The following is a 12,307-nucleotide window of genomic DNA, read 5'->3' as shown; positions in this document are numbered from 1 at the left end:
GGCGGGGCCGGTAGCCGATGGCGCCGGCCCCGCGCGGCATGTCGAAAGATTCGACGACCCTCATCCTCGGTCAGCGCGCGGCGCTTGTCCAGCCTCCCTGTTCAGTCCACCGACAAGCGCCATGCGAATGCGAACAGCGCGGCCGCGAACGTGTAGCGCTGCAGCGTCTGCGCGAGCGGGTGGGCGCGCATCCACGACGCGATCCGCGACGCGCCTGCCACATAGCCCGAATCGAACACCGCGCCCAGCGCCACCAGCAGCACGCCGAGCACCGTCACCTGCATGCCCACCGAGCCGGCCTCCGGCCGCACGAACTGCGGCAGCAGCACCGAGCAGAACAGTAGCGCCTTCGGGTTGAGCAGGTTGGTCAGCAAACCCTTGGTGAACGCCTGGCGCAGCACGTCCGAGCCGGGCGCGACGGCCGCGCCGCCCGGCATCGCGAACGGCGGCGAACGGAAGATCTGCCAGGCGACATAGGCCAGATACGCCGCGCCGCCATAACGGACGATGTCGTACAGCCAGGGCGCGCTGCGCAGCAACGCGGCCACGCCGCAGGCGGACAGCGTCACGTGCACCGCCCGCGCGAGCGCCAGCCCGCCCGCCGCCGCCATCCCCGGACGCATGCCGCGCTGGATGCTGGTCTGCAGCAGCAGCGCCATGTCGGGGCCGGGCAACGCGAAAACGGCGGCCAGCGCCGCGACGTAGAGAGCGAGCAAGTGGAGCGAAATCATGGGGCGGATCGGCGAAAAGAGAGGTCGAAAGGGTCGCTTCGGAACACGGCGCGCGCGCCGTGCGAAGGCGCTCCAGTGTGCCCGGGTTCGCGGAGCGCTTTTGAGCCATTTACGGCCTTCTTCGACGACATCCGAGCCGGATTCCTCTATATTTCCGCCATCGAACAACGGAATCCGCCCATCATGGACGACCTCGACAAAACCGACCGCGCCATCCTCGCCGCCGTGCAGCGCGACGGCCGCATCCCGATCGCGCGGCTGGCCGACACGGTGGGCCTCAGCGAAACGCCGTGCGCGCGCCGCCTCAAGCGGCTCGAAAACGAAGGGTATGTGGAGCGCTATCGCGGCCAGCTCTCGCGCAAGAAGCTCGGCTACGGCGTGGTGGCGTTCGTGCTGCTGCGCATCGCCGTGCACGACCGCGCGCTCGGCGATCGTTTCGAGCGCGAGGTGCTGGCGATGCCGCGCATCCTGTCGTGCCACAACGTGTCCGGCTCCGCCGATTATCTGCTGCAGGTGATCGGGCGCGATCTCGACGATTACGGCAGCTTCGTGCGCGACGTGCTGCGTGTGCTGCCGGGCGTCACGTCGGTGGAATCGGTGCTGTCGCTGCGCGAGGTCAAGGGCGATCAGGGCTTGCCGATCGCCTGAGGCGTGATTTCCCCCGTTTCGCCACCGGCCGGCACGCGCAGATGCGCGCTGGCCAGATCCTCCAGGAACGCCGCGACGATCGGGGCCTTCTTCGCGCGCCGCGCCACGACCATGTGGAACGTCACGTCGTAGTTCAGCAGCTCGGGGTTGAGCGGCGCGAGCAAGCCCTGCGCCACGTAGGGCGCCGCGAAATGCTCGGGCAGGTAGCCGAGGTGATGCCCCGACAGGATCAGCAGCGCGACCGCCTCCATGTTGTCGGCGGTGCCGGTCACGCGATCGGGCGAGGTGGACAGTTGCGCCTCGGGCAGCGGATAGCTGCGCCAGGCCCATTCGTGCGCGGCCGCGTCGGCGGCGGACAGCCCGCCCGCCTGCTCGAACAGCGGATGCCCGCGCCCGCAATAGGCCACCTGCCGCTCGATGAACAGCGGCGTGTAGTCGAGCACCGGCACGCGATGCCAGAAATAGCCGATCGCGATCTGGATCTCGTCGCCGAGCAGCTTTTCCTCCAGGTCGCCGGGCGGGCGCACCGAAATCGAAAAACGCACGGCCTCGTCGCGCGTGCGGAACGCGGCGATCGCCTCGGCGATGCGCGCATTCTGGCTGATCGGCGTATGCCCGATCAGGCCGATGTTGAGCGTGCCCACCAGTTGGCGATCCATGTGCCGCGCGGCGCTGCCGAATTCGTCGAGCGCCACCAGCAGCTTGCGGCTCATCGACTGGAAGCGCTCGCCCTTCGGCGTCAGCCGGAAACCGCTGCGGCCGCGCTCGCAGAGCCGGTAGCCGAGCCGCGTCTCCAGCGACGACAACTGCGCGCTGATGGTGGATTGCCCCACGTTCAGCACCGCCTGCGCGGCGGTCACGCCGCCCGCGTCGGCCACCGCCAGAAACACGCGGATCAGACGCAGATCGAGCGTCGACAGATTCCCCAGCACGGATGCTCCCCCTTGATTACATCGATCCGGATCGATGTTGACGTCGAAACCTTGGCATTCTTCCAGCCCGGCAAAACGCGTACAACTATGCGTCGCGCCGCGTCGAATGATACGGCGGCTCCCGTTCCACACGAAACAGAATCACCGAGACGCCCATGAACGACACCCCCTTCTTCCAGCCGCTCGGCGGCAACGACATGCCGCGCAGCGGCGGCATCGCGACGATGATGCGCCTGCCCCACGTGCCGAGCGCGGCCGGCCTCGACGCCTGCTTCGTCGGCGTGCCGTTCGACCTGGGCACCTCGAACCGCACCGGCGCGCGCTTCGGCCCGCGCCAGATCCGCGCCGAATCGGTGCTGCTGCGCCCGTACAACATGGCCACCCGCGCCGCGCCGTTCGATTCGCTGCGCGTGGCCGACGTGGGCGACGTGGCGATCAACCCCTACAATCTGCACGATTCGATCGCCCGCATCGAAACCGCGTACGACGCGATCCTGGCCCACGATTGCAAGCCGATCACGCTCGGCGGCGACCACACCATCGCGCTGCCGATCCTGCGCGCGATCCACCGCAAGCACGGCAAGGTCGCATTGATTCACGTCGATGCGCACGCCGACGTCAACGATACGATGATGGGCGAGAAGATCGCGCACGGCACGCCGTTCCGCCGCGCGGTGGAGGAAGGCCTGCTGGTGACCGATCGCGTGGTGCAGATCGGCCTGCGCGGCACCGGCTACGCCGCCGAGGATTTCGACTGGTGCCGCGAGCAGGGCTTTCGCGTGGTGCAGGCCGAAGCGTGCTGGAATCAGTCGCTGGCGCCGCTGATGCGCGAGGTGCGCGAGCAGATCGGCAACACACCCGTCTACATCAGCTTCGACATCGACGGCATCGATCCGGCCTATGCGCCGGGCACCGGCACGCCGGAAATCGCCGGGCTGACCGTGCCGCAGGCACTCGAAATCATTCGGGGTGCGTACGGCCTCAATATCGTCGGCGCCGACCTCGTGGAAGTGGCGCCGCCCTACGATCCGTTCGGCACCACCGCGCTGCTCGGCGCGAATCTCGCCTACGAGCTGCTGTGCGCGTTTCCCGGCGTGAAGCTGCGCGACTGAGCCCCGGCTCCCCCACGCTACGCGGCACCTACAAGAAAGAACCGGAAGGAGACTTCGTGATGCAAGCTTCAACGCCGATCCGGCAACCTCGACGGGCGGCGCTCGCGTCGTTCGTCGGCACGACGATCGAGTGGTACGACTTCTACAGCTATGCCACGGCGGCCGCGATCGTGTTCGGCCCGCTGTTCTTCCCCGGCGAAAGCCGGCTCGTGAGCCTGCTCGCCTCGTTCGGCTCGTTTGCGGTGGGCTTCCTCGCACGCCCGCTCGGCGGCATCCTGTTCGGCCATCTCGGCGACCGCTATGGACGCAAGCGCTCGCTGCTCGCCACGCTGCTGCTGATGGCGGTGGCCACGGTGGCGATCGGGCTGCTGCCGACCTACGAGAAGGCCGGCATGCTCGCGCCCACGCTGCTCGTGCTGATGCGCGTGCTGCAAGGCATCGCGGTGGGCGGCGAATGGGGCGGCGCGGTGCTGCTGGCCGGTGAACACGCACCGGAAGGCAAGCGCACGTTCTTCGCGTCGTTCGCGCAGCTGGGCAGCGCGAGCGGCCTGATCCTGTCGATGCTCGCGTTCGGCGCGATCAGCATGCTGCCCAGGGAAGACATGATGAGCTGGGGCTGGCGCGTGCCGTTCCTGGCCAGCTCGGTGCTGCTGGTGGTGGGTTTCGCGATCCGTGCGAGCGTGTCGGAGTCGCCGGAGTTCGCCGAGGTGAAGGCCGCCGGCGAGATGGCGGCGAACCCGCTGCGCGAGTCGCTGCGCCAGTGGCCGCTGCTGCTGCTCGCGATCGGCGCGAACGTGTACGGCATCGCAGGCGTGTACTTCAGCAACATCTTCATGATCACGTACGCCACGCAGTTCCTGTCGCTCGATCGCTCGATGGTGCTGCACTGCATGACGATCGTGGCCTGCCTGCAGTTCGTGGTGCAGCTCGGCGCGGCCTGGGTCGCGCAGCGCTTCGGCACCACGCGGGTGCTGGTCGCCATGGCCGCCTGGGCCGCGATCGTGCCGTTCGTGATGCTGCCGCTGGTGCATGCGGGCACACCGATCACGATCACGCTCGGCATCGGTCTCGCGACGATCGCCGAATCGGGCTATTACGCGGTGGTGGCCGGTTTCGTGAGCGGCCTGTTCGCGGCGCGCATCCGCTATACGGCGATCTCGATCTCGTACCAGGTGTGCGGCGCGCTGGCCGGTGGCCTCACGCCGCTGGTGGCTACTGTGATCGCACAGAGCGCCGCGCCGGCCTGGTGGCCGCTTGCGCTGCAGTACACGGCGGCGGCGCTGCTGTCGGGCTTCTGCGTGATCCGCATCGCGCGACGCGGCGACGCGGGCGAGCCCGATCGCGGGGTGCAGGGCGATGCCAAACGTCGCGAGAAACCAGCGGCGACTCGCGTGGCAACGACTGGCGCGTAAGCACCTGGTTCGCGCGCCCCGACGCGGCGCGCGTTCCATCGCGGAACCGCTTCGATGCCGAAAACGGCTAGGCGTGCTGCCGCGCGGCCAGCGCCATCGCGCGCCGCAGCGCGGCGTACACGGCCGGCCGGTTGCTCTGCGATGCGTTGAAGCGCAGGTAATGCGTGGCCGTGTGCGACACGCTGAACACGTTGCCCGGCGCGAACACTACGCCCTCCTCCAGCGCATGCCGCGCGACCGCCGCCGCGTCGAGCCCGTCCGGCAATTCGGCCCACAGGAACATGCCCGCGCGCGGCCGAATCGGCACGGTCAGCCCTGCTGCCGTCAATTGCCGCAAGGTCTCGCTGACGGCATCGCCGAGCCGTGCATGCAGGCCGTCGAGATGGCGGCGGTAGGTGCCGTCCACCAGCAGCCGATGCACGACGGCCGCGTTCAGGCCGCCGTTGCCGAAGGTGGTCGCGAGCTTCAGGTCGATCAGCGGATCGACCCACTCGTGCCGCACCGCGAGATAGCCGCAGCGCACCGCCGCCGACAGCGTCTTGGAGAAGCTGCCGATCGAGATCACGCGCGACAGGCCGTCGAAGGCGGCGAGCCGCGGCGCGGGGTCGGTTTCGAAGTCGGCGAAGATGTCGTCTTCCACGATCAGCACGTCGTGCTCGGCGGCCAGCGTCAGCACGCGATGCGCGACGGCCGGCGCGAGCGTCGCGCCGGTGGGGTTGTGGACGGCCGAATTCGTCACGTACAGGCGCGGCCGGTGCTCGGCCAGCACGCGCGCGAACTCGGCCGGATCGGGGCCGTTGGCCGTGTAGCGCACGCTGACCAGCTCGACGCGATGCGCACGCAGCAGCGCCTGGAAATTGAAGTAGCACGGGTCGTCCACCACCACCGTGTCGCCCGGTTCGAGCAGGAAGCGGCACACCAGATCGAGCGCGTGCGTGCCGCTGTCGGTCAGCAGGATCTGGTCGGCAGCGGCCTCGATGCCGTGCTGCGCGAGCCGCCAGGCAAGCTGCTGGCGCAGCGCCGGCAGGCCGAGCGGCGCGCCGTAGTCGGCCAGGTCGTGCTGGCCGTCGCGCGCCACGGTGCGCAGCGCGCGGCGCAGCCCGTCGTCGGGCAACCAGTCGGCCGGCAGCCAGCCCGCGCCCGGTTTCAGCGCCGCGCTGCCGGCTTCGAGCGATTGCCGCGTCAGCCACAGCGGGTCCAGCTCGCGATCGAGGCGTGGCGCGACGTCGGCCAGCGCGAATGGCGGTGCATGCCCCGCCACGAAGAAGCCCGAACCGCGCCGCGCAGACAACGCGCCCTCGGCCACCAGCCGGTCGTAGGCATCGACCACCGTCGATTTCGAGATGCCGAGCGCTTCCGCCATCGAGCGGATCGACGGCACGCGCGCACCGGGCATCAGCGCACGGCTGGCGATGCGGGTGCGCAAGGTCGCCATCACCTGCGCCACGCGGCTGCCGTCGCCCGCGCTTTTGGGTGGGATTGTGGAGTGGATGTCCGCCATCTGTACGGGGCTCCGATCAGTACAGTTTGCTGAAATTGTGCTGCTCCGTAGCTTACCCCGGAAGCGCGCGCGTGGGATGCTGCCCCATCCTTCCCCGACCACGGTGTCCACGTTCATCATGCAGAACTCCACCCAAGGCTGGTTCAGCGGTTTCCTCGGTGTCCTGATCTTCAGCGGCTCGCTGCCGGCGACGCGCATCGCCGTGCTCGGTTTCGACCCGGTGTTCCTGACCGTGGCGCGCGCGGCGATCGCCGGGCTGATCGCCATCGCGCTGCTGCTCGCGTTTCGCGAGACGCGGCCGGCGCGCGCCGACCTGATGCCGCTCGCGATCGTCGCGCTCGGCGTGGTGGTGGGCTTTCCGCTGCTGACCGCGCTCGCGCTGCGTCACATCACATCGGCGCACGCGATCGTGTTTGTCGGTCTGTTGCCGCTCGCTACCGCCCTGTTCGGCGTGGTGCGCGGCGGCGAGCGGCCGCACGCGGCGTTCTGGCTGTTCTCGTCGATCGGCAGCGCCGCCGTGGTGGGCTTCGCGCTGCGCAACGGCGGCGGCGCCTCGCTGGCGGGCGACCTGCTGATGCTGGCGGCGATCCTGGCCTGCGGCCTGGGCTATGCGGAAGGCGCGCGGCTGTCGCGCCGGCTCGGCGGCTGGCAGGTGATTTCGTGGGCGCTGGTGCTGGCCTTGCCGTTGATGCTGCCGCTCGCCATCGCGAGCCGCCCCGCGTCGTTCGCCGCGATCGGCGCGCCGGCCTGGTGGAGTCTCGCCTACGTATCGCTGTTCAGCATGCTGATCGGCTTCGTGTTCTGGTATCGCGGGCTGGCGCTCGGCGGCATCGCGGGCGTGGGCCAGCTCCAGTTGCTGCAACCTTTCTTCGGACTCCTGCTGGCGGCGTGGCTGCTGCACGAAGCGGTGCCGGCCTCGATGCTGGCCGTGACCGCGGTGGTGGTCGCCTGCGTGGCCTGCGCGCGGCGTTTCGCCGGCCCGCCAGCGGTGCGGCCGGCACGCGGTTGAATCCTGGCGGATGCGTGGCATTCCTTACCACTTGGTCCGGCACGGTTTCATGACGACGATGTCAATTCGACCGACGCGGCATGCGCCCGGTCGAACCATTCAGGGCAATCGTTAACTGTCACGAAACTGCCTAAGTGCGGGGGCTAGGATCGGGCGATCGTCCCAAACCACAATCCCACCGTCCGCCATGAGCCAACCTACTTCGTCTTCCATCGATCTCGGTCGATCGAAAGGCTTCGGCCTGATCGTCTTCTTCGTCATTCTTGTTGCAGGGGGCGGCTACGTGCTGACCCACCTGCTCGCGGATCTCGCACCGGTCGGTAACCATTCGCTGTTTCCGTACTTCCTGCTCGGCGTGGCGCTGCTGATCGCGCTCGGCTTCGAGTTCGTCAACGGCTTCCACGACACCGCGAACGCGGTCGCCACCGTGATCTACACGCACTCGCTCACGCCGAACATCGCGGTGGTATGGTCCGGCCTCTGGAATTTCATGGGTGTGCTGCTGTCGAGCGGCGCGGTGGCGTTCGGGATCCTGCAACTGCTGCCGGTCGAGCTGATCCTGCAGGTGGGCAGCGGCGCCGGCTTCGCGATGGTGTTCGCGCTGCTGATCGCGGCGATCGTCTGGAACCTCGCGACCTGGTATTTCGGCCTGCCGTCGTCCAGCTCGCACACGCTGATCGGCTCGATCATCGGCGTCGGCCTGATGAACCAATTGATGCACGGCGCGTCGGGCACGAGCGGCGTGGATTGGGGCCAGGCCGGCGGCGTCGGCAAGGCGCTGCTGTTCTCGCCGCTGGTGGGCTTCCTGTTCTCGGGCCTGCTGCTGCTGGTCCTGAAGGCCGTCGTGAAGGCGCCGGCGCTCTACAAGGAACCGCCGAAGGACCAGCCGCCGCCGTTCTGGATCCGCTGCCTGCTGATCCTGACGTGCACGGGCGTGTCGTTCGCGCACGGTTCGAACGACGGCCAGAAGGGCATGGGCCTGATCATGCTGATCCTGATCGGCACGGTGCCGACCGCCTACGCGCTGAACAAGGCGGTCACGCCGGCCGAAACGCAGACCTTCATCGCCGTGGCGCACCAGGCCTCGACCACGTTCGGCAAATACGCCAACGGCGTCGCCGCCCCGACCAACTCGCGCGCCGTGGTCGAAACCTACGTGCAGACGCGTCAATTGACGCCGGACACGGTGCCGGCCATGCAGCAACTGTCGAACTCGCTGGCCTCGGCTGTGGGCTCGACCGTGGGCTCGACCGGCTCGATGGCCGACATGCCGCAAGGCCAGATCGACAACGTGCGCAACACGATGTATCTCGTGTCCGAAGCGATCCGCCTGATGGACAAGGCCAAGCAGCCGAACTTCTCGGCCGACGACCGCAGCGCGATCGACAACTATCGCTCGCAGCTCGACCACTCCACCAAGTTCATCCCGACCTGGGTCAAGGTGGCCGTGGCGCTCGCGCTCGGCCTCGGCACGATGGTGGGCTGGAAGCGGATCGTCGTGACGGTCGGCGAGAAGATCGGCAAGCAGCATCTGACTTATGGCCAGGGCGCATCGGCCGAGGCGGTAGCGATGATCACGATCGGCGCGGCCGACATGTACGGCCTGCCGGTGTCGACGACGCACGTGCTGTCGTCGGGCGTGGCGGGCACCATGGCCGCCAATGGCTCGGGCCTGCAATGGGGGACGGTGCGCAGCCTGGTGCTGGCCTGGGTGCTGACGCTGCCGGCCTCGATCGTGCTGGCCGGGGGGTTGTACTGGCTGTTTCACGCGATCGCTTGATGGTAGCGGCGGTTCCGGTTCGGTCGTTGTTTTGATGTGTTGATTGGAGGCCGTCTCGCGGGGTTCGCGGCGAGATGGCCTCCCGGCAGGCGGCCCGGTTCCAGCCGGATTGCCGCGCAAGATTCGGAGCGCCGCGCGAGCGCGCGGCCTCTACGATGATCGCCAGCCCATTGCGTGGAGATTCATCGTGACTGCCAGCCTCGAACGGCGTTCGCCGTTCACGCCCGCCTCCCCTTCCCCTTCTCTTTCGTCGGTATTGCGTGCCGAGTCCGAATGGCGCGCGATTCGTGACGCGTTGAATGCGCACGGGGTGGCTGTCATTCGCGGCCTGCTCGATCGCAATGCCTGCGACACGTGGATTGCCGGCTACGACGACGCCTCGCGCTATCGCAGCCGCATCGTGATGGCGCAGCACAACTTCGGCCGCGGCGAATATCGATATTTCGGTTACCCGCTATCGCCCGCGCTGGCCGCGCTGCGCCGCGATCTCTATGCGCCGCTCGCGCCGATCGCCAACGACTGGAACCGCGCGCTCGGCATCGACACGCGCTATCCGGCCGATCACGACGCGTTCCTGCAGCGCTGTCACGCGGCCGGCCAGACTCGGCCGACGCCGCTGATCCTGCGCTACGGCGAAGGCGACTACAACTGTCTGCATCAAGACCTTTACGGCGAGCACGTCTTTCCGCTGCAGGTCGCGATCCTGCTGTCACAGCCGGGCGAGGATTTCACGGGTGGGGAGTTCGTGCTGACCGAGCAGCGCCCGCGCATGCAGTCGCGCGCCGAGGTGGTGCCGCTGGCGCGCGGCGACGCGGCGATCTTCGCCGTGCATGGGCGGCCGGTGCAGGGCACGCGCGGTGTGTACCGCGTCAACTTGCGGCATGGCGTGAGCCGGCTGCGCTCGGGGCATCGGCATACGCTCGGGGTGATTTTTCACGACGCGCAGTAAGCGCGACACGTATGCGGATTGGTGCTTCGGTGGTTCGGTGCTTTGGCACTTTGGGGCTTCGGCGCTTCGGCGCTTCGGCGCTTCGGCGCTTCAGCGCTTCGCGACGCTTGCCCGCAAGCGGTCGCCCGCGTTCGCCGCCATCCGCGCATAACCGGGCAAGGTCAGCAGTGCGAGCACGCCGGCCGCCAGGAACGCCCAGCGAAAATCGGCCATCACGTAGTGCGTGCCGGTTGCATCGCCGCGCAACAGCGAGGCCAGCCGCAACGACATCGCGCCGAACGCGATACCCATGCCGATCGTCATCTGCTGCGCCGCACTCGACAACGTGCTGGCCGCGCTCGTCTGCTTCGGCGGGACGTCGGCGAACGCCAGCGTGGCCAGCGTCGAGAACTGCATCGAGCGCGACAGCCCGTAGACGAACACCACCACCAGCGTGATGATCAACGGCGTCGACGCAGTCAACCAGCCGCACGCGATCGTCGAAAAACCGGCGATCGTCACATCGACCAGCGCCACGCGCCGGAAGCCGAAGCGATCGAGAATCCACGAGGTCAGCGCCTTCATGCCGAGGTTGCCGGTGGCGCTGGCCAGCAGCAGCAGGCCCGACTGGAACGGCGACATGCCGAAGCCCACCTGGAACAGCAGCGGTTGCAGATACGGCACCGCGTTGATCGCAACGCGCGTGACCGAGCCGGTGAAGATCGTGACCGAGAACGTCCGCACCTTGAGCGTGGTGAAGTCGAGCAGCGGGTGCGGCGTGCGCTTGGCATGCCACCAGGCCGCCGCGCCGAACACGATGGCGGCGGCGATCAGGCCGATCGCTTCGACGAAGTTCGCGTCCTGCTGGCCGGCGGCTTCGGTGCCGCACAGCATGCAGGTCAGCGTGGCCCCCGACAGCACGAAACCGAGCCAGTCGAGCGGCCGCGCCTCTTCCGAACGCTCGTTGCGTACCAGCAGCATCACGCACACCAGCGCCGCGATGCCGAGCGGCACGTTGAGCAGGAAGATCCAGCGCCACGACGCGTAGGTCGTGATGAAGCCGCCCACCGGCGGTCCCACCACTGGCGCCACGATGCCGGGCCACGTGATGGTGGCGATCGCGCGCATCAATTGGGCTTTGTCGGTGCTGCGCACGACGATCATCCGCCCGACCGGCACCATCATGGCGCCACCCACGCCTTGCAACAACCGCGCGGCCGTAAACGTGCCGACGCTGTCGGACAGGCCGCACAACACCGACGCGATCGTGAACACCGCAATCGCCGAGCCGAACACCGTGCGCGCGCCGAAGCGATCCGCGATCCAGCCGCTGATCGGAATGAACACCGCGAGCGCCAGCATGTAGGCCGTCATCCCGAGACTCAGCGCATTCGGGCCGACGCCGAACGACTTCGCCATCTGCGGCAATGCGGTCGCGATGACGGTGGTGTCGAGATACTCCATGAAGAAGGTCGCGGCCACGAGATACGGGAGGAAACCTGTCGTCTGACGACGATCGACGCTGCTGTCGGTCATACGAGATATATCGAGCGGAATGGGATCAGGCGAAGGATGCCGAGTGGCGTGCGGGAGGTCAGAGCCGCACCGCGCATCCGTGTGTTGCGGCGACGATGGTACTCCGATTGCATGACGTGCAGCACGGCGCCCCGCGCGGGAGCGCGGGTTTATCGATCGGCGCAAGGCGAATGCGCGTTACGGAACGCTTACGCCCTGCCGTTTCGGCTCAGACTTCGGTCGCGAGCAGCGCGTCGAGCTGGTCCTGCGTCAGCGATTTCAGCTCGACGCTCGATTCTCCGTGGAAAATCATCGAACCATAGACTTCAGCAAGACAACTGCTTGCGCTGTCGAGCGCGTAGTCGTCATGGATCTCGGCCGGCACATACACTTCACGCCAGGCATTGATCGCGGATTCAATTCTCACGATGGAAATCGGCTGAGTTGCTTTATCGCTGGAAGTTGCAGTCATGATTCCTTGCTGTCGATCCCGATGCAGCGGATTATCTAAATAATCCAATTCATCGCGTCAATTGAATGACCGGATAGCGGATGCAATTCGATCCGTATCGGGGACGCGTAGCATACCACTGCCATTCGCCGTATCGACATACTTCGATTTTTAATGGAGAAAATCGGAAATACAAAAGACAAAACCCCCACTGCATTCGCAGCGGGGGTTCTGAAGGGGAAGCCTGACGATTACCTACTTTCACACGGGCAATCCGCACTATCATCG

Annotated in this window: 11 protein-coding genes; 6 read left to right on the top strand and 5 right to left on the bottom strand. The window is 67.5% G+C overall.

The window, feature by feature from the left end; genetic code table 11:
- Positions 1-101 precede the first annotated feature (101 nt).
- Complete coding sequence (locus ACYP33_RS22220; protein ID WP_459623950.1) at positions 102-731, bottom strand: LysE family translocator; 630 nt, start codon at positions 729-731, stop codon at positions 102-104.
- Positions 732-914: 183 nt separating this feature from the next.
- Between ACYP33_RS22220 and ACYP33_RS22215 the strand changes: the two genes are divergently transcribed.
- A complete protein-coding gene (locus ACYP33_RS22215; protein ID WP_414441061.1) occupies positions 915-1,379 on the top strand; it encodes an Lrp/AsnC family transcriptional regulator in 465 nt (154 codons plus the stop codon).
- Here ACYP33_RS22215 and ACYP33_RS22210 read toward each other — a convergent pair.
- The gene (locus ACYP33_RS22210) at positions 1,358-2,311 is read right to left on the bottom strand and encodes a LysR family transcriptional regulator (protein WP_414441060.1); all 954 of its coding nucleotides are present in this window, start codon (positions 2,309-2,311) and stop codon (positions 1,358-1,360) included. The genes ACYP33_RS22215 and ACYP33_RS22210 overlap by 22 nt on opposite strands.
- 155 nt (positions 2,312-2,466) lie before the next feature.
- Between ACYP33_RS22210 and speB the strand changes: the two genes are divergently transcribed.
- Both speB and ACYP33_RS22200 read left to right on the top strand, forming a co-directional pair.
- Positions 2,467-3,423 carry an agmatinase gene (gene speB, locus ACYP33_RS22205; protein ID WP_459623949.1) on the top strand — a complete coding sequence of 319 codons (957 nt, stop codon included), beginning with the start codon at positions 2,467-2,469 and terminating at the stop codon, positions 3,421-3,423.
- 59 nt (positions 3,424-3,482) lie between these two features.
- A complete protein-coding gene (locus ACYP33_RS22200; protein ID WP_459623948.1) occupies positions 3,483-4,835 on the top strand; it encodes an MFS transporter in 1,353 nt (450 codons plus the stop codon).
- 67 nt (positions 4,836-4,902) lie between these two features.
- Here ACYP33_RS22200 and ACYP33_RS22195 read toward each other — a convergent pair whose 3' ends face one another.
- Complete coding sequence (locus ACYP33_RS22195) at positions 4,903-6,270, bottom strand: aminotransferase-like domain-containing protein (protein ID WP_459623988.1); 1,368 nt, start codon at positions 6,268-6,270, stop codon at positions 4,903-4,905.
- Between the two features lie 184 nt (positions 6,271-6,454).
- Between ACYP33_RS22195 and ACYP33_RS22190 the strand changes: the two genes are divergently transcribed.
- The 3 genes from ACYP33_RS22190 (at position 6,455) to ACYP33_RS22180 (ending at position 10,074) form a co-directional block, all read left to right on the top strand.
- Positions 6,455-7,345, top strand: a complete 891-nt coding sequence (locus ACYP33_RS22190; protein ID WP_459623987.1) for a DMT family transporter — start codon at positions 6,455-6,457, stop codon at positions 7,343-7,345.
- 187 nt (positions 7,346-7,532) lie between these two features.
- Positions 7,533-9,125 (top strand): inorganic phosphate transporter, encoded by a 1,593-nt coding sequence (locus ACYP33_RS22185; RefSeq protein WP_459623947.1) that lies wholly within the window; start codon positions 7,533-7,535, stop codon positions 9,123-9,125.
- A gap of 256 nt (positions 9,126-9,381) precedes the next feature.
- Positions 9,382-10,074, top strand: a complete 693-nt coding sequence (locus tag ACYP33_RS22180; protein ID WP_459623986.1) for a 2OG-Fe(II) oxygenase — start codon at positions 9,382-9,384, stop codon at positions 10,072-10,074.
- Positions 10,075-10,164: 90 nt separating this feature from the next.
- On the opposite strand, the gene ACYP33_RS22175 is transcribed toward ACYP33_RS22180, so the two are convergent.
- Positions 10,165-11,589: a DHA2 family efflux MFS transporter permease subunit gene (locus ACYP33_RS22175; protein WP_459623946.1), complete on the bottom strand. Its 1,425-nt coding sequence runs from the start codon at positions 11,587-11,589 to the stop codon at positions 10,165-10,167.
- Between the two features lie 208 nt (positions 11,590-11,797).
- Positions 11,798-12,040, bottom strand: a complete 243-nt coding sequence (locus ACYP33_RS22170) for a DUF3717 domain-containing protein (RefSeq protein ID WP_414441055.1) — start codon at positions 12,038-12,040, stop codon at positions 11,798-11,800.
- Positions 12,041-12,307 lie beyond the last annotated feature (267 nt).

The organism is Burkholderia sp. 3C (assembly GCF_054589155.1).
The sequence above is the reverse complement of the archived record's forward strand: the minus strand, read 5'-3'. Positions and strand labels throughout refer to the sequence as shown.